This window comes from Pseudomonas sp. F9001 (genome assembly GCF_013385435.1).
GTDB lineage: Bacteria > Pseudomonadota > Gammaproteobacteria > Pseudomonadales > Pseudomonadaceae > Aquipseudomonas.
In genome coordinates this window covers 316,255-333,371 of record NZ_JACAPX010000015.1, presented here as the reverse complement: position 1 = coordinate 333,371, position 17,117 = coordinate 316,255, and the positions used below count along the sequence as shown (strand labels likewise).

At 61.0% G+C, this 17,117-nt stretch carries 15 protein-coding genes; 2 read left to right on the top strand and 13 right to left on the bottom strand.

Features of this window, described 5'->3' with window-relative positions; translation table 11 throughout:
* Position 1: 1 nt before the first annotated feature.
* The 6 genes from cyoD to hmpA form a co-directional block, all read right to left on the bottom strand.
* On the bottom strand, positions 2-337 hold the full coding sequence (gene cyoD / locus HX818_RS18105) for a cytochrome o ubiquinol oxidase subunit IV (protein WP_003216374.1): 336 nt from the start codon (positions 335-337) through the stop codon (positions 2-4).
* Positions 337-963, bottom strand: coding sequence for a cytochrome o ubiquinol oxidase subunit III (locus tag HX818_RS18100; protein ID WP_008435616.1), 627 nt, complete (start codon positions 961-963; stop codon positions 337-339). The genes cyoD and HX818_RS18100 overlap by 1 nt, the downstream gene beginning before the upstream one ends.
* Positions 964-966: 3 nt before the next feature.
* A complete protein-coding gene (gene cyoB / locus HX818_RS18095; protein ID WP_003216371.1) occupies positions 967-2,985 on the bottom strand; it encodes a cytochrome o ubiquinol oxidase subunit I in 2,019 nt (672 codons plus the stop codon).
* Positions 2,986-2,988: 3 nt separating this feature from the next.
* Complete coding sequence (gene cyoA / locus HX818_RS18090) at positions 2,989-3,930, bottom strand: ubiquinol oxidase subunit II (protein WP_008435619.1); 942 nt, start codon at positions 3,928-3,930, stop codon at positions 2,989-2,991.
* Positions 3,931-4,728: 798 nt separating this feature from the next.
* Complete coding sequence (locus HX818_RS18085; protein ID WP_177020490.1) at positions 4,729-5,235, bottom strand: disulfide bond formation protein B; 507 nt, start codon at positions 5,233-5,235, stop codon at positions 4,729-4,731.
* 260 nt (positions 5,236-5,495) lie between these two features.
* Positions 5,496-6,677, bottom strand: a complete 1,182-nt coding sequence (gene hmpA, locus HX818_RS18080; protein ID WP_102369858.1) for an NO-inducible flavohemoprotein — start codon at positions 6,675-6,677, stop codon at positions 5,496-5,498.
* 147 nt (positions 6,678-6,824) lie between these two features.
* Between hmpA and norR the strand changes: the two genes are divergently transcribed.
* Positions 6,825-8,369 carry a nitric oxide reductase transcriptional regulator NorR gene (norR, locus tag HX818_RS18075; protein WP_087692812.1) on the top strand — a complete coding sequence of 515 codons (1,545 nt, stop codon included), beginning with the start codon at positions 6,825-6,827 and terminating at the stop codon, positions 8,367-8,369.
* Between the two features lie 56 nt (positions 8,370-8,425).
* Here the strand turns inward: norR and HX818_RS18070 are convergent, their stop codons facing one another.
* Positions 8,426-9,337, bottom strand: coding sequence for a DMT family transporter (locus HX818_RS18070; RefSeq protein WP_177020489.1), 912 nt, complete (start codon positions 9,335-9,337; stop codon positions 8,426-8,428).
* Between the two features lie 137 nt (positions 9,338-9,474).
* Between HX818_RS18070 and HX818_RS18065 the strand changes: the two genes are divergently transcribed.
* Positions 9,475-10,350 carry a helix-turn-helix domain-containing protein gene (locus tag HX818_RS18065; protein ID WP_008435627.1) on the top strand — a complete coding sequence of 292 codons (876 nt, stop codon included), beginning with the start codon at positions 9,475-9,477 and terminating at the stop codon, positions 10,348-10,350.
* A gap of 135 nt (positions 10,351-10,485) precedes the next feature.
* Here the strand turns inward: HX818_RS18065 and dacB are convergent, their stop codons facing one another.
* The 6 genes from dacB to HX818_RS18035 all read right to left on the bottom strand — a co-directional run bounded on the left by dacB (position 10,486) and on the right by HX818_RS18035 (position 17,113).
* Positions 10,486-11,946 carry a D-alanyl-D-alanine carboxypeptidase/D-alanyl-D-alanine-endopeptidase gene (dacB, locus tag HX818_RS18060; RefSeq protein WP_177020488.1) on the bottom strand — a complete coding sequence of 487 codons (1,461 nt, stop codon included), beginning with the start codon at positions 11,944-11,946 and terminating at the stop codon, positions 10,486-10,488.
* 101 nt (positions 11,947-12,047) lie between these two features.
* Positions 12,048-14,474 (bottom strand): TonB-dependent receptor, encoded by a 2,427-nt coding sequence (locus HX818_RS18055; RefSeq protein WP_177020487.1) that lies wholly within the window; start codon positions 14,472-14,474, stop codon positions 12,048-12,050.
* A 109-nt stretch (positions 14,475-14,583) separates the two neighbouring features.
* Positions 14,584-15,519: a glutathione S-transferase family protein gene (locus HX818_RS18050; protein ID WP_008435631.1), complete on the bottom strand. Its 936-nt coding sequence runs from the start codon at positions 15,517-15,519 to the stop codon at positions 14,584-14,586.
* A gap of 75 nt (positions 15,520-15,594) precedes the next feature.
* Positions 15,595-15,870, bottom strand: coding sequence for a GIY-YIG nuclease family protein (locus HX818_RS18045; RefSeq protein WP_003216354.1), 276 nt, complete (start codon positions 15,868-15,870; stop codon positions 15,595-15,597).
* Positions 15,871-15,906: 36 nt separating this feature from the next.
* Positions 15,907-16,377, bottom strand: coding sequence for a nuclear transport factor 2 family protein (locus HX818_RS18040; RefSeq protein WP_008435632.1), 471 nt, complete (start codon positions 16,375-16,377; stop codon positions 15,907-15,909).
* Positions 16,378-16,477: 100 nt separating this feature from the next.
* Positions 16,478-17,113, bottom strand: a complete 636-nt coding sequence (locus tag HX818_RS18035; RefSeq protein ID WP_003216351.1) for a response regulator transcription factor — start codon at positions 17,111-17,113, stop codon at positions 16,478-16,480.
* Positions 17,114-17,117 lie beyond the last annotated feature (4 nt).

Here is a 17,117-nt window from a genome sequence, read left to right as displayed (position 1 = left end):
CTCACTTCGCCATCATGAACGTATGGATGCTGAACATGATCCATACCGACAGGCCAACCAGCAGGAGGATCACCAAACCTGCGAACACGAACGCAATCACGTTATCGCGCTGAGCCTTCGAGCGGTCCAGGTGCAGGAAGTACACCAGGTGAACCAGGACCTGGATCACCGCGAACGCCAGGACGATCATCAAGGTGATCGACTTTGGCAAGGTTGGGTACATCACCAGGCCGAACGGGATCAGCGTCAGGATGACCGACAGGATGAAGCCAATGGCGTACGACTTGACGCTGCCGTGGCTGTCATCATGGCTGTCATGGGAATGTGCATTAGCCATTACAGAGTCCCCATCAGGTAGACAACGGTGAAGACGCAGATCCAGACCACGTCCAGGAAGTGCCAGAACAGGCTCAGGCAGCTCAGGCGAGTCTTGTTGGTGTTGGTCAGGCCATGTTTGTTGACCTGATACATCATGGTCGCCATCCAGATCAGACCGGCAGTCACGTGCAGACCGTGGGTGCCTACCAGCGTGAAGAACGCCGACAGGAAGCCGCTACGGTGCGGGCCGTAACCTTCGGAGATCAGCAGGTGGAACTCGTTGACCTCCATGCCGATGAAGCCCAGGCCGAACAGGAACGTCAGTGCCAACCAGCTCAGGACGCCTTTCTTGCTGCCCTTGTAGAAGGCCAGCATGGCGAAGCCGTAGGTGATCGAGCTGAACAACAGCAAGGCGGTTTCGCCGAGCACGTAAGGCAGTTCGAAGATGTCGTGGCCCGACGGGCCACCCGCTACGTTGTTTACCAGTACCGCGTACACCGCGAAGATCGACGCAAACAAGATGCAGTCGGTCATCAGGTAGAGCCAGAAACCGAATACGGTCATTGGCCCCGAGTCGTGGTGATGGTCATCGTGCCCATGGTCATCGACATGGGCGTGTCCAGCATTGGTCACTAAGTTCGACATGGTTTAAGCCTGTTCCAACGAGGTTTCAACACGGTTGGCCGGGATCTTCTTCTCGGCAACCAGGCGAGCGTGTTGCTCGGCTTCGATGCGTTCGATCACGTCGACCGGCACCATGTAGCCTTGGTCATCACGGGCAGCGTGAACGATGAAGTAGCCGATGGTGCCCACCAGGCTCACGATGGCCAGCCACCAGATGTGCCAGATCATCGCGAAACCGAACACGGTCAACAGCGCGCCCATCACAACGCCGGTAGCGGTGTTGTTAGGCATGTGGATCGGTTCGTAACGCGCAGGCTTCTGGTACGCAGTACCGTCTTCCTTGGCTTCGGTGAACGGATCGATGCTGTCAGCCTTCGGCAGTACGGCAAAGTTGTAGAACGGCGGTGGCGACGAAGTCGACCATTCCAGGGTGTGTGCATTCCATGGGTCGCCGGATTCGCACATGTTCTGCTTGCGATCACGCACGCTGACATACAGCTGGATCAGCTGGCAGGCGATACCCACAGCGATCATCAGTGCACCCACCATGGCAACGTACAGGTACGGTACCCACTCAGGGTTGGTCGTGGCGTTCAGACGACGGGTCATGCCCATGAAGCCCAGAGCGTAGAGCGGCATGAACGCGACGAAGAAGCCCGAGATCCAGAACCAGAATGCAGCCTTGCCCCAGCCTTCGTGCAGCTTGAAGCCGAACGCTTTCGGGAAGTAGAAGCTGAAACCTGCGATGTAGCCGAATACTGCGCCGCCGATGATCACGTTATGGAAGTGAGCAATGACGAACAGGCTGTTGTGCAGTACGAAGTCAGCACCCGGGATGGCCAGCAGTACGCCGGTCATGCCGCCGATCGCGAAGGTCACCATGAAGCCCAGGGTCCACAGGACCTGGCTGGTGATACGCAGACGACCGTGATAGATGGTGAATAGCCAGTTAAATAGCTTCACCCCCGTCGGGATGGAAATCAGCATCGTCGCCAGTCCGAAGAACGCGTTGACGCTGGCCCCCGAACCCATGGTGAAGAAGTGGTGCAGCCAAACCATGAAGCCCAGTACCGAGATCGCGCCCGAGGCGTAGATCATCGAGTGGTGACCGAACAGGCGCTTGCCCGAGAAGGTCGAGATCACTTCAGAGAAGATACCGAACGCTGGCAGGATCAGGATGTACACCTCAGGGTGACCCCATGCCCAGAACAGGTTCACGTACATCATTGGATTGCCACCAAGTTCATTGGTGAAAATGTGGAAATCCAGGTAACGGTCAAGCGACAGCAACGCCATGGTTGCAGCCAGGATCGGGAACGATGCAACGATCAGTACGTTGGCCCAGGTGCAGGTCCAGGTGAAGATCGGCATGTCCATCAGCTTCATGCCAGGGGCGCGCATTTTCAAGACGGTGGCCAGGAAGTTGACCCCCGTCAGTGTCGTCCCGAGTCCTGATAACTGTAGCGCCCAGATGTAGTAATCCACACCCACGCCCGGACTGTAGGCCAGGCCCGACAATGGCGGATACGCAACCCAACCGGTCTTGGCGAATTCGCCGACGCCCAGGGACAGGTTGATCAGCACTACGCCGGATACCAGCAGCCAGAAGCTCAGGGAGTTCAGGAACGGGAACGCAACGTCACGCGCACCGATCTGCAGCGGCAAGGCAAGGTTCATCAGGCCGGTGAAGAAAGGCATCGCCATGAAGATGATCATGATCACACCGTGGGCGGTGAAGATCTGGTCATAGTGTTCAGGAGGCAGGTAGCCAGGCGAACCCTCGGTGGCCATGGCCAACTGGGTACGCATCATGATGGCGTCGGCAAAACCACGCAGCAGCATGACCATGGCAACGATGACGTACATGACGCCGATTTTTTTGTGGTCGACCGAAGTCAGCCACTCGGTCCACAGGTAGGTCCACTTCTTGAAGTAAGTGATACCTGCAAACAGTGCCAGACCACCCAGCGCGATCATGGCGATGGTCACCATCACGATCGGCTCGTGGAACGGGACCGCATCCCAACTTAATTTACCAAACATCGTTTACTCCTCTGCCCCAGCAGTTGAATGCGAGCCCGTGTCAGAACCTTCAACCGCGGCCACTTCTTTCTTCTCGTGCTCGATCGGCTTGCCTGGCTTCATACCTTCGTACTTGTCGACGATTTTCTGAAACAGGTCCGGCTCGTACGTGGAGTACAGGGCGACTGGGTTGTTCTGGCTTGGTTTGGCAAGGGCGTCGTATTCAGCTTGATCAAGCTGTTTAGGTGCGGCCTTGACTTCGGCTACCCAGGCGTTGAAATCTTCCTGGCTTGTCGAGATCGCTTTGAATTTCATGCCGGTGAAGCCAGCACCGCTGTAGTTGGCGGAGATGCCTTCCATTTCAGCTTTCTCGTTCGCGATCAGGTGCAGACGGGTCTGCATGCCTGCCATCGCGTAGATCTGGCCACCCAGTGCAGGGATGAAGAACGAGTTCATCACGGCGTCGGAGGTGATCCGGAAATTAAGCGGGGTGTTCTCCGGGAACCGGATCTGGTTCACAGTGGCGATACCCAGGTCCGGGTAGATGAACAGCCACTTCCAGTCCAGCGCGACCACTTCGATGTTGATCGGCTTGACGTCGGAGTCCAGCGGACGGTACGGGTCCAGCTCATGGGTCGACTTATAGGTGATGTAACCCAGGGCGATGATGATGAGGATCGGCACCAGCCACACCGCGATTTCAATCTTGGTGGAGTGCGACCACTTCGGCGCATAGGTGGCGCTGGTGTTCGACGCGCGGTATTTCCAGGCGAACGCGAACGTCATGATGATCACGGGCACCACGACCAACAGCATCAGCAGGGTGGCGGTGATGATCAGGTTGCGTTGATCCAGACCGACCTGACCTTTAGGGTCGAGCAAGGTCCACTTGCAGCCTCCCAGCATTAACATCATGCCAAGCAGCGGCAAAAAGCCTAGTAATCGGGGGTACCTGTTTTTACTCATCTCACGACCTCTAAAGCAGCTTGCGCAATGCAGTTGGGTTTTGATCGCCAACACTTCACCCTGCCAAGGGTTGGCATTTCTCTTCGATTGAATAAGGGCCTGCCCGTCGCACCTTGCGCGAATCGACACGTCCCGGGCTAGCGGTGAGTTCTTATTCGAATTCGTTGGTCAAAGGCCTTGTTACAGACCAATTCCATTTGGTGCGGATAGTTGAAAGGCTGCCGGCACCTGGGGTCGCATGAAACGTTACATCCGCTTCTCGACCGCCCTAGTTTGCTCAGGGGTGAGCAGCACCGGACATTCAGTGCGGGCGATTGTAGTTAGCTAGCGATGTATAAACCATGTCTTATCCAGAAATAATTTTTATCGTTTCCAGCAATAATCCTTCACCATTATTGCAAAGGTCCGCGATCGTATCGCGTTTGATTCTCGACAAAAACCACAAAAAATACCGTGTTATTGGGCAATCTGCCACATCCCTTACAGCCTGTAAGGGCATCGAAAACGGATCCAAGTCCCCTAAAAACAAGGCATTCGGACATCGGGCAATGTCGCCGACCGCACGCCACTCGCGGCGTCGGCCAGACGACGAACTGACAGCCATAAAACGCCGCTTCATGCAAATTTATGGCGCGTTTACGAGCGTCAGAAACGTCCTGCGACAGCTTCCGTGTGACAACATGTCGCACGCTGCGCACACCCAAACTTGCCCCGCGTCACGGCCTCTTCACAAATGCCTACAAACAAAAACGCCCCAGCCTTCTTTAGAGGAAGGCCGGGGCGTTGAGTTGTAACCGCTTAGGCGTTGCCCTGGCGATTACGGTAAATGCCCAGTGGCACGAGGATCACCGTCAGCACAAAGGCCACCAGCGCCCACTGGGCCAGGGACAGGCCGAGCACGGGCGGGTACGGCGTCTCACAGAAGCCGTCGACCTGGAACCCCAGGGGAAACACCGAGGCCAGCGGCAAGCCATCGACAATCGGTTGCAGCACGTCGATGCCGCAGCTGACCTTCGGAAAGTACTGGATGTACACGTGATAGCCGGCAGCGGCGACGCCCCCCAGGGCGCTGAGGGTCACCAGTGCTTCAAACACCGTGACACTGCGGGTGGTGCGCATGGCGGCACCGATGAAGGCGAAGATCGCGATCAGCAGCAAGGCATAACGTTGCAGGATGCACAGCGGGCAAGGGGCCTCGCCCAGCACCACCTGCATGTACAGCGCCCCGCCGATCAGCGCCAGGCAGATGATGCCCAGCAGTACCAGAAAGCGTCGCTCCCTGCCCAAACGCAATTCGTCGATCATCCCCGTTTCCCTTTAGCCAATGATGGTTGTGCCAATGGCCGCAAGTTTACACGCGGACGGTGAAAGTTGAGCAGTTGGCGTGTGGAGGTTTAAACAGGAGGCATTAACAGGAGATTAATCAGGGAAAATGGAGATCAAAATGTGGGAGCGGGCTTGCTCGCGAAAGCGGAGTGTCAGTCACTGAATGTGTGCCTGATACACCGCCTTCGCGAGCAAGTCGAATCGTCGCACCGCCGCTCCCACATTTTTGACCGAGTAAGTTATTCCAGAGCCGACGCCGGCCCAAAGAACTCATACCGGCTCTGCGCTTCCGGCACACCCAGGGCCTTCAAGTGACGCTTGATCGCCGCCATGAAGCCTTTAGGCCCCAGGAAGTACGCATCCACATCGCGCTCCTGGGGCAACCACGCCGCCAGTTGCTCCTGGCTCAGCATCCCGACCTTGTCCGCCGCCGGGCTCACGCCATCATCCTCGGCGTAGCAATAGAAGCGCTTGAGCTGTGGATGCTGCGCCGCCAGGCCGTCCACCCATTCGCGGAACGCATGCACGCCGCCATTACGCGCGCAGTGGATAAAGTGAACCGGACGCTCGGTGGCCAGCGCCGCTTCGAGCATCGGCAATGTTGGCGTGATGCCCACGCCGCCGCTGATCAGCACCAATGGCTTGTCGCTGGCCGCCAGGGTGAACTCCCCCGAAGGCGGGAACAGATCGATGGTCGCACCCACCTGGAACTGGTCATGCAGGTAGTTCGACACCCGCCCACCGGCTTCGCGCTTGACGCTGATGCGGTACTGGCCCGAATCGCCACGCGCCGACAGGGAATAGTTGCGGCGCACTTCCTCGCCCTCCAGCACCAGCTTCATGCCGATGTACTGCCCAGGCTCGGCGGCCAGGATCGGGCCGTTATCCACAGGCGCGAAGTAAAACGAGATAATTTCCGCGCTCTCCTCCACACGCTTGACCAAGGTGAACGGCCGCGCGCCACGCCAGCCGCCCGGTGCTTGTTCCTTCTCTTTATAGATAGCCGCCTCGGCACCGATCAGGATGTCGGCCAATTGGCCATAGGCGGCGCCCCAGGCACTCATCACTTCAGGGGTGGCGATTTCGCTGCCCAGCACTTCGGAAATTGCCCGCAGCAGGCAGGTACCGACAATCGGGTAATGCTCCGGCAGGATCTGCAGGGCCACGTGCTTGTTGATGATCTTTGCCACCAGATCGCCCAACTGGTCGAGTTGGTCGATATGCCGGGCGTACATCAGCACGCCGTTGGCCAAGGCCCGGGGCTGGTCGCCGCTGGCCTGGTGGGCCTGGTTGAAGAGCGGGCGTACTTCTGGGTATTCGGACAGCATCATCCGGTAGAAATGGGTGATCAGGGCTTCGCCGCCACTTTCCAGCAGGGGCACGGTGGATTTAACGATGGCACGGTCTTGGGCACTAAGCATGGCAGACTCCTGAGTCTTCTTACTGAATACCCTTTACTACTCAGTATTCATGCCAACTAATAAATCATTATAAATCAAATACTTAATATTAATGTAGTCAGTATGACTTCCTACGCTATATAGTCACTATGACTACAAGGAGTCATTATGACTGCGAAGCCGCTGCTCACCACCCTGCTGCCCCTGGTCGCCGACCTGTCCCGCGAGTTGCCCGAAGGCGAGCGTTACCGGCGCCTGCTCCAGGCCATGCGCGCCCTGCTGCCCTGCGACGCGGCCGCCCTGCTGCGCCTCGACGGCGAATGGCTGGTGCCGCTGGCGGTGGATGGCTTGAGTACCGACACCCTCGGCCGGCGCTTCAAGGTCAGCGAACATCCGCGTTTCGCCGTGCTGCTCAGCAGCCCCGGCCCTACCCGCTTTGACAGCGACAGCGAACTGCCCGACCCCTATGACGGCCTGGTGGATGGCCTGCACGGCCACTTGGAGGTTCACGACTGCATGGGCTGCCCGCTGTTTGTCGACGACCGGCCCTGGGGCCTGCTGACCCTCGACGCCCTGGATACCGAGCGCTTCGAACGGGTGGAACTGGACGCCCTGCAAGCCTTTGCCAGCCTCGCCGCCGCCACCGTCAATGTCGCTGAACGCATTGAACGCCTGGCCCTGCGTGCCGAAGACGAACACCAGCGCGCCGAAATCTACCGCCAGGCCAGCGGCCAGCAGCACAAGGAAATGATCGGCCAGAGCAAGAGCCACAAACGCCTGGTGGAAGAAATCAACCTGGTGGGTGGCAGTGACCTGACGGTATTGATCACCGGCGAGACCGGCGTGGGCAAGGAGCTGGTGGCCCAGGCGATCCATGCTGCATCAAACCGCGCCGAGAAACCGCTGATCAGCCTCAACTGCGCCGCCCTGCCGGAAACCCTGGTGGAAAGCGAACTGTTCGGCCACGTGCGCGGGGCGTTTACCGGCGCGCTCAACGAACGCCGGGGCAAGTTCGAGCTGGCGAATGGCGGCACGCTGTTTCTTGATGAAGTGGGCGAGTTGTCCCTCACCGTGCAGGCCAAGCTGCTGCGGGTGCTGCAAAGTGGCCAGTTGCAGCGCCTGGGGTCTGACAAGGAGCACCAGGTGGATGTGCGCCTGATCGCTGCCACTAACCGGGATCTGGCCGAAGAAGTACGCAGCGGCCGCTATCGTGCCGACTTCTATCACCGTTTGAGTGTGTACCCGTTGCAAGTCCCGGCGCTGCGTGAGCGCGGTCGCGATGTGCTGTTGCTGGCGGGCTTTTTCCTTGAACAGAACCGCTCACGCATGGGACTGGGCAGCCTGCGCCTGACCAGCGATGCCCAGGCGGCACTGCTGGCTTATACCTGGCCGGGGAATGTGCGCGAACTGGAACACTTGATCGGCCGCAGCGCCTTGAAAGCCCTGGGTAACTGCCGGGAGCGCCCGAAGATTCTCAGCCTGAGCGCGGCGGATCTGGACTTGCCGAACGCCACCGCGCCACCGCTCGAAGCGCAGCCCGACCCCGTGCCGGACGTCACCGGCGACCTGCGCCTGGCCACCGAGAACTACCAGCGCCAGGTCATCAGCGCCTGCCTGGAACGCCACCAGCACAACTGGGCCAGTGCCGCCCGCGAGCTGGGCCTGGACCGGGCCAACCTGGGGCGGATGGCCAAGCGCCTGGGCCTGAAGTAATGAACGGTGATTCTCAGGTAAAGGAGATCAAATGTGGGAGCTGTCGAGCCCCCACACTAAACCTGCTTCGCCTTGTAGATTGGATTGATCGGCGCGCCAGCCTTGGGCTTGCGAAACACCAACACATTCCCCAGCATCACCAGCACCAACCCCGCCAACGCCGGCGCCGTCCACTGATAGCCCTCGGCAAACGCCGAGACGTTCAACGCCACCACCGGGAACAGCACGGTGCAATACGCCGCCCGCTCCGGCCCCATGCGCCCGACCAGGGTCAGGTAGGCGGTAAAGCCAATCACCGAACCCGGGATCACCAGGTACAGCAGCGAACCGATGTAGCGGCTGTTCCATTCCATGTCGAACGGAATGCCCTGCACCGCGCAGTACATCGCCAGCATCGACGCACCATAGGCCATGCCCCAGGCATTGGTGGTCAGTGGCTTGAGGCCGGCCTTCTGCTGCAGGCTCGACAGCATATTGCCCGCCGAGAAACACATGGTGCCGAGCAATGCCAAACCCAGGCCGAACAAGGCTTGCGGGCTGGCGGTGTGCCCCACCAGTTCCGGCCAGAACAACAGCCCGAGGCCCAGCAAGCCAAGGCCGCCGCCCATCAACACATTGCGTGCGACCTTCTGCCCGAAGAACACCCGGGCGTTCAGCGCGTTCCACAAGGTGGCCGTCGAGAACACCACCGCCACCAGGCCGCTGGGAATCCACTGGCTGGCGGTCAGGAAGCACATGAAGTTGACGCAAAACAGGCACAGGCCCTGGGCCAGGCAGATCAGATGCCCGCGCCGGTTCATCACCTGCAGCTTGCGGCTGAGCAGCAGCATCACGAACAGCACCAGCGCCGCGAGGCCAAAGCGATAGACGATGGACACCGGAATCGCCACCACGCCCAGTTGCCACTTGAGGGCAATCCAGGTGGTGCCCCAGATCAATACGGTGAGTAAATACAGGAAAAGGTTCATGGCGGGCTCCGAGGGTTGAGCCACAGTTTCGCCCCTGGCGGCACCAGGTCTCTTGCACATTCTTGCGCTTTTGTCGGCTGCCGGGATCACAGCCGCCGCCACTGGGAGTAGGATGCAAGCCGTCAGAGAGTACGAATATGCCGCCACTGGAAACCCTGCAAGTCTTTCAATCCCTCAACCGCTCGCCCAACGCTCGCCTCGAGCTGTGCGCCGAGCTCGGTGACGGCTTGTCTGCAGCCTTGTGGAGCAACCATCACGACGCCCAGGATTACGAAGCCCCCGACCACCACACCTTGTCCTGCTACATCGGCGGCGGCACCGGCACCTTTCGCCGCGACCAGCCCGGCACCAAGGGCGGCCCGGACAAGCTGTGCATCCTGCCGGCCGAGCATCAATCGGCCTGGGTGATCAACGGCGAAATCCGCCTGGCCCACGTGTATTTCAGCCCCGAGCAATTCGCCCTGGGCTGCGTCACCTTGCTGGACCGCGAACCCCGCGAGTTGCAACTGCGCGAGAGCACCTTCCTCGACGATGCGCGGCAGGCCCGGCGTTTTCACCAGTTGATCGGCCTGAACTGGAAAGAGCCCGGCGAACGCCTGCTGACCAGCAGCCTGGCCCATGAAATGCTCAGCCATACCTTGCTCAGCCAAGTGGGGATGCGCGAGGGTTTGCGTTTGAAAGGCGGGCTGGCCGCCCACCAGCGCCGGCAACTGGTGGAGCACATCGACCAGCAGCTGGCGGAGCCGATCAGCCTGGGGCAGTTGGCAGGCTTGTGTGCGTTGTCGGAGTACCACTTTGCGCGGATGTTTCGCGAGAGTTTTGGACTGCCGCCCCATCAATATCTGCTGGCGCGGCGCCTGGCCCGCGCCCGGGAGTTGTTGCGGGGTGGGTCGTTGCCGCTGGGCGAGATTGCCCTGGCGTGCGGGTTTTCCAGTGCCAGCCACTTTACCAACCGGTTCCGCCAAGCGATGGGCGCCACCCCTGGTGAATACCGGCAGGCGTTCCTGCCTTGAAATGCAATCTGCCTGACGGCACAGGTCCAATGTGGGAGCGGGCTTGCTCGCGAAAGCGGTGTGACAGTCAACACATGTACTGACTGAACCAGCGCATTCGCGAGCAAGCCCGCTCCCACCTTTGATCTTCGGTGCTCAATAGTCCGTGCTGTTGGCCAGTGCCGTGGCCAGGCGGTTTTCCAGCGCCTTGACCCGCGCGCCTGCGACCACGTAATTGTTGGTCACCATCGAAAACACCAGCTTGCGCCCATTGGCATCGGTGACATACCCGGTCAACGACGACACGCCGCTCATGGAGCCAGTCTTGCCGTGCAGGTTGTTTTCCGCAGCGCTGCCCCGCAGGCGGTAACGCAGGCTGCCGCCCACCAGTCGCTGCGGATTACCGGCAACCGGCAACGCGTTGTACCAGGCGTTGAACCAGGGCTGTTTGCTGGCGGCCAGCAGCACATCCGTGAGGTTCTGCGACGACACCAGGTTACGCCGGGACAACCCCGAACCGTCCACCTGGTTCAACGTCGCCGTATCAATCCCCTGACGTTTCAGGAACCCGGCCACCGCCGCCACACCGGCAGGCGCCGTACCGGCATTCACGGTCTTGCGCCCCATGCTCTTGAGCAAGGCTTCAGACATGTTGTTATTGGAAAGCTTGAGCAACGGCGTGATCAGTTCCTGCAACGGCGCCGACTCATGCAGCGCGAGCACCGTCGCCGTGGTCGGCGTCCCCCCCCCGATCATCCGACGCCCCTGCACGACAATCCCCTGCTGCGCCAAGGCCTGTTCAAACAGGTTGGCCACCAGTTGCGTCGGCTCCCACACACTGACCAGTTGCGGGCTCTGCCTGCCCGGCGCCAGCGCGCCACTGAGGCGCAACAGGTTGGTGCCGTGCTGGCGATTGATTCCATAGCTGTTGCCTGTGCCGCTGACCGCACGGTTGCTGAGCTGCACGTAATCGGTAGCCGGGCTGATCTCCACCGTCACCGGGCGCCCTGCCACGACCGGCGCCCTGGCCGTGACCAGCAGGGAGCCCGCATCAAAGTCGTCATTGGGCGACACCGTCAGCGCCGAAATCTGCGCGCCGTAGTAGGTGCTTTCATCGTCCTGGGACCAGTCGGTGCCCAGGCGCTCGGCGTCGAAGAACGTGTCGTCGAACACCACGTCGCCCCGCACCTGCCGGATGCCCTGCTGCGCCAGGTTGGCCGCCAGCGCCTGGTAGTCCGCCCACTGGATCGTCGGGTCGCCCAGGCCGCGCAGGTAGAGGTTGCCGTCAAGCACCGCGCCCTGGCGGATGCCGTCGCTCAACAGTTGCGTGGAAAACCGATACTGCGGCCCCAGCACATCCATCGCCGCCGCAGTGGTCAACAGCTTGAGGCTCGAAGCCGGGCTCAGCCGCGTACGCGGGTTGTGCTGATAGAGCGTGTTGCCACTGCGGGCATCGCGCACCATCAGCGACACGCTGGCACCGTGCAGTGCCGGGTCGGCCAGCAACTGGTCGAGGCTGGCGCTGGTGGAAGTTTTCGGCGCCGTGGCGCAACCGCCCAGCAACAAGCTCAAGCCCAGCAGCAGCCCGCCGGTGTGTATCCATCGTCCCAACTGCATCGCTATCGTGTTCCCGCAAAGTCATTAATGGCGGCCACGCTAGCAGCTCGACAACCGTATGGCGAGGCAGCCGGCTACCGCGCCATAGGGTGTAGCCGAATTTAGAACGTCAGGGTGCTGGACACCGACACCTGCCGCGCATCGCCGATGGACACGAACTGGGTGTTCACGGCCGAGGTGTAATAGGTACGGTCAAACAGGTTCTTCACGTTGAGCTGGAACTTGACCTTCTGCCCCTCGATTTTAGTGTCATAGGTGGCGAACGCATCGGCCACGGTGTAGCCCGGCAGGTCGAAGCTGTTGGCCGCGTCCCCTGCTCGCTCGCCGACATAACGTGCCCCGGCGCCGACCCGAAGTTGGTCGCCACCGAGAATGCTGCCGAAGTCATACACCGCCGACAGCGAGCCGGTGTTCTTCGCCACGTTTTGCAGGCGATTACCTTTGTATTCCGGGTCTTCGGTAACCTCTGCATCGGTGTAGGCATAGCTGCCGATCACGCTCCACTTATCCGTCAGTTGGCCGCTGGCATCCAGTTCCAGGCCTCGGGAGCGCACTTTGCCGGCGACGCTGTAGACCGAGGTCAAGCCATCGCCGACCTGCACCAGCACGTTGCGTTTTTCGATGTTGAACAGGGCGGCGCTGGCGGTGATGCGCCCCGGTATATCGAGCTTGGTCCCCAACTCCCAGGACTTCGACTGCTCCGGCTCAAGGCTGCCATCCAGCACACTTTTGTTCGCCAGCGGTGCGATGGTGGAGTTGGGCTTGAACGACTCGGTGTAGCTGCCATAGAACGACAGCTCGTCAGTGTAGCGGTACACCAGGCCCGCCCGTGGCACCCACTTCTGGCCATTGCCGTCGGTGTTGGCGGTGAACGGGACGCCCTTGCCGGCGTATTGGTCGTACATCTGATAACGCGCGCCGCCTACCAGGATCCACTGGTCGGTGAGGTGGATCGCATCCTGCAGGAACAGCGAGTCGCTGCGCAGCAGGTCCGTCTGGTTGCTGTCCGGCGCGCTGACGGTGGTGCCCGCCACTTCATTGCCATAGACCGGATCGTTGTAGTTGAACGTGCCACGGGGCGCCTGGCGGATCAGGTCGGCCCGGTAGATCTTGCGGTACTCGTCATCCAGGCCGAAGGTCAGGTCATGCTGCATGCCTGCGACGTTGACCTTGCCTTCAAGGCTGGCGGTGGCGAAGCGGTCGGTGGTCAGTGCGCCCTGGGTGCCGTCCATGCTGCGGGTCAGGGTGCCATTGGTGTTGACCTTGACCACACGCACCTGGCTGGCGTCGTAGGTCTCGCGGTTCCAGCTGTAGCCGAAGTGGGCTTTCCAGTCGTCATTCAAATCGTGGTCGGCCTCGAAGCGGTACAGGTCGGAGCGGCCTTCCATGTTGTTGAAGGGCTCGTCCAGGCGGCGAGTCGACGGGATGTTGAGCGGGTGGTTGGTCTTGGGGTCGATGGCGGTGCCCCGGTCGAACGGCGAGAGAAACTCCCGGTGCTCATAGGCAAACAACAGCTTGGTGTTGTCGCCGTACCAGGCCAGCGACGGTGCGATCAGGCTCTCGCGGTGAGTGCCGTAGTTGCGCCAGTAATCTTCGTCTTCGTGATCGACGATCAAGCGGTACGCCAACCCGCTGTCACCGATGGGCCCTGTGGTGTCGAGGTTGCCGCCGCTGCCGTTCTTGCCGTCGCCAAAGGTCGAGCCGCGCACGGTCAGCGAGGTGGATTGGATCAGCTCGGGTTTCTTGCTGACGATATTGACCACGCCGCCCGGATCCTGAATGCCATACAGCAACGACGACGGGCCCTTGAGCACTTCGACGCGCTCGGCGGTGGAGTTCAGCGCGCGGCCCTGCACCAGCGGCATGCCGTCCTGCATGATCGAACCGTTTCGGTTGTCACCAAAACCCCGCAGCATCACCGCGTCCTGGGTGCTGCCCAAGGTGTTGGCCTGGGTGATGCCACTGATGTTGGTCAGGGCATCGTCGAGGTTGCGCGGCTGTTGATCGCGCATCACCTGGGCCGGTACAACGTTGACAGTCTGTGGGGTTTCCAGCAGCAGGCCGTGGGAACGCATCACCGAACTGGTGGGCGGCGGCTGATAGCTGGTGGTATCCGAGGCCAGGGCGGCACCGTTGATGGTGGTGGCACCGAGGTTCAGCGCGCCGTCGGTGGGCAGCGGTTCCAGGGCCAGGGTGCGGGCGTCGACCTGGCGGAAGGTGAAGCCGGAATTACCCAGCAGGCGTTGCATGGCCTGGGCCGCACTCATCTGCCCGGTGATGGCCGGGGCCTTGATGGCGTACGGCGCTTCGTCGGTGTAGACCACGCTGATGCCGGTCACCCGGGTGAAGTCGCTCAAGGCCTGGGGCAGCGGCTTGGCGGCCAGGGCAAAGTTGAACAGCGTGCTCTGCTGCTGCGCCTCGGCCGCCTGCGCCACGCCCAGGGGCAACAGCGCCAGCCCCGAAACTGCCAATACCGAGGCTCCCAGCCAATGTTTAACCGAACCCGCCGACGTTGCCCTGGACTTCATGCTTGAGAACCCGTGTGTAAAAACGCTGTTAATGCGAATTAATCGCAGTTTCAAGCACTACACGGATGGCCGACAGGTTTACCTCACACCGATTTGAAAATAATTTCAGTCACGCCGGTTGGATCCGAAATCCGAAGCGCGGAACGTGCACATGCACGGTGCCGGCGCGGTCATCGGTGCGCCGCAGAATCAGCTCTTCGCGGCCGGCAAACAGCAACTCCCCGGCCACCGGATCGGTGCCGTAGTCGGTGGCGCTGATGGTCACTTGCTGGCCGGGCTTGAAGCCGTTCGGGTCTTCGAAGATTTCTTCCGGCAGGTTGGCCGGCGTGGCATTGCGCGCGACTTCGAGGGCTTGCTCGGCGCTCATCTGGCTCGACGTGCCATGCCCGAAACCCAACACCCGGGCGAGCCAGGCGGCCACCGCAGGATAGGTTTCCACCAGCGGCGAGGTCACCGACGATCCCATGAGGAACCACAGCGGGTGCGCCAGGGCGAAGTCGGCAATCGACGGCTCGCCGAACAGGAAGTCGCCCTGCTGGTGCTGCAACTGCTGATTGATACGACCGATGATCACCGGCCATTGATGCTTGGCCTGATCCAGTTGCACACGGGTGGCCGTGCCGCCACTGAACAATTTGCTGCGGTCGGCCACCAGCACCTGGAGCATTTCCGGCGGCACTTTGGCGAACTTGACCGCCAGGGATTCCGGCTGGAACACCAGGCTCACGGCATGGGAGAACACCGTCGAATCAGCCCAGGCGGCGAAGCTTTGGCTGACCAGTTCCAGGCCTTGGGGAAACAGCGCCGGCGCGGACTTTTCCTGCTCCAGGCGGCGGGCGATCAGTGCGGTGTCGCAGTAGATATCGGCGCCCACCTGCAACACCGGGGTCTTGCGATAACCACCGGTGAGGGCCGTCAAGTCAGGCTTGGGCATCACCGGCGAGATGTGCACCGAACGCCAGGACAAGCCCTTGAAGCCCAGCAACAGGCGGGCCTTTTCGGCAAATGGGGATTGCGGGTAGTGGTGCAGGATCAACTCAGTCATGCCAGGCTCCGCTCAATGAGTGAGCGTCCAGCTTAGCCTGCAAACCCGGCAAAGGCGCGCATGGGAACCTATCAGTCAAACTGATGGGCCGATCGCCGCCAGGCACTCCTTGGCGCTTTTCTTGAGTTTCTTGATCAGCCGTTCCTGGCGCAACGCCTCGGCCTTGCTGATGCATGCCTCGGTGTACACCAGCGCCACGGCGGGGCTTGAGAGGAAAAACCGTGCGCCCTTGCCACTCTGGTGCATGGCAAAGCGGCGCACCGGGTCATTGCTGATACCGCAATAGAGCGAGCCATTGGCGGCGCGCACCAGGTAGACAAACCACGGTTTGGCTTCAGAAGGAGTCGTCACGGATCAATTCGGCAAACCAAAGGAACGCCAATCTTATCAACGACTGGCCTGGAACGCCTTCAACCCTTTCAGCGCCTGGGCCCGCACGGCGTTTTTCACCAGCGGCGTCCAGCCCAGCAACAGGCCTTTGGTGCCCAACGCCTGCCGCGACCAGCGCCACAGGTCAAAGTGGTCGTGGTGCTCGCAGATCTTGCCGTCACGAAACACAAAGCGCGCCCGGATATCGTTGACTACGGTGTTGCCCGTCGCACTGAACAGGTAGGTCGCCACCCAGTGGGCGCTGCCGGTGATTTCATCGCTGCGCACACTGTCGAAGGTCAGGGAAAAGTCCTTGGCCCGGGTGGTCAGCATGCGCCACATGTCGCCGGCATCACGGCCACGCAGTTCACCGAATGCCGGGTCGCTGAACACCACGTCGTCGCTGTAGCAGGCGCTCATGGCCTCGGCATCCAGGCGCTGGAAGGCACTGTAGAATTCGGTGATCAAGGCGTTATGGGCGTCGCTCATGGGCAGGTTCCGCAAAAGAAGTTGGGATGGCCGGTACGATAATCCCCAAGGCCGGGGAACACTACTGGCATCAACGCCAGGAATACCTCATCCCGTCCCTTCAGGGCACCATTCCGCTGCTGCGAGCATAGTGGAACAAATCCACATCGGTGGAGATACACAGCCGGTTCATCGCGGTACTTTTCTGTTTGCTGATGGTGGAGATGCTGCGGTTGACCCGCGCGGCAATCTGGCTGACGGTCATGCCGCTGGCCAGCATGCGCACCACTTCGCGTTCCTTGCCCGACAGTTGCGGCGGTTGTGATTGATCGCCCGTGCCCGCCTGCACCAACTGGGTCCGCAGGGACTCGCTGACGAAGGTCTTGCCCTCGCAGACTTCCTTGATGGCCGTGGGCAACTCCTTGGCCGATGCACTCTTGGCGACAATGCCTCGGGCGCCCTCGGCGAACGAGGCACGCAGGGTGGCGATATTGGCGAACATCGTCACCAGGATCACCGGCACCCCGGGGTATTGGCGTTGCAACAAGCCCAACAACACATAGCCGTCAGCCTGCTGCCCGCCCGGCATGGCGAAGTCCGTCACCAGCACATCGCAAGGGGTGCTGCCCAGTACCCGCAGCAGCTCATCCGGGCCGTTGGCCTCACCGACCACCTTGCACTTGCCGTTGGCCTCGATCACCACCTTCTGCCCGATCCGAACAATGGGATGATCGTCAGCAATAATTACGCGAAGCATAGAA

Bases quoted from the DNA above. Each gene is read 5' to 3' on its own strand.
- HX818_RS18070 (WP_177020489.1), bottom strand. From the start codon at position 9,337: ATGAACCTTTTCCTGTATTTACTCACCGTATTGATCTGGGGCACCACC.
- norR (WP_087692812.1), top strand. From the start codon at position 6,825: ATGACTGCGAAGCCGCTGCTCACCACCCTGCTGCCCCTGGTCGCCGAC.
- HX818_RS18085 (WP_177020490.1), bottom strand. From the start codon at position 5,235: ATGATCGACGAATTGCGTTTGGGCAGGGAGCGACGCTTTCTGGTACTG.
- cyoD (WP_003216374.1), bottom strand. From the start codon at position 337: ATGGCTAATGCACATTCCCATGACAGCCATGATGACAGCCACGGCAGC.
- dacB (WP_177020488.1), bottom strand. From the start codon at position 11,946: ATGCAGTTGGGACGATGGATACACACCGGCGGGCTGCTGCTGGGCTTG.
- cyoB (WP_003216371.1), bottom strand. From the start codon at position 2,985: ATGTTTGGTAAATTAAGTTGGGATGCGGTCCCGTTCCACGAGCCGATC.
- hmpA (WP_102369858.1), bottom strand. From the start codon at position 6,677: ATGCTTAGTGCCCAAGACCGTGCCATCGTTAAATCCACCGTGCCCCTG.
- cyoA (WP_008435619.1), bottom strand. From the start codon at position 3,930: ATGAGTAAAAACAGGTACCCCCGATTACTAGGCTTTTTGCCGCTGCTT.
- HX818_RS18050 (WP_008435631.1), bottom strand. From the start codon at position 15,519: ATGACTGAGTTGATCCTGCACCACTACCCGCAATCCCCATTTGCCGAA.
- HX818_RS18035 (WP_003216351.1), bottom strand. From the start codon at position 17,113: ATGCTTCGCGTAATTATTGCTGACGATCATCCCATTGTTCGGATCGGG.
- HX818_RS18065 (WP_008435627.1), top strand. From the start codon at position 9,475: ATGCCGCCACTGGAAACCCTGCAAGTCTTTCAATCCCTCAACCGCTCG.
- HX818_RS18040 (WP_008435632.1), bottom strand. From the start codon at position 16,377: ATGAGCGACGCCCATAACGCCTTGATCACCGAATTCTACAGTGCCTTC.
- HX818_RS18100 (WP_008435616.1), bottom strand. From the start codon at position 963: ATGTCGAACTTAGTGACCAATGCTGGACACGCCCATGTCGATGACCAT.
- HX818_RS18055 (WP_177020487.1), bottom strand. From the start codon at position 14,474: ATGAAGTCCAGGGCAACGTCGGCGGGTTCGGTTAAACATTGGCTGGGA.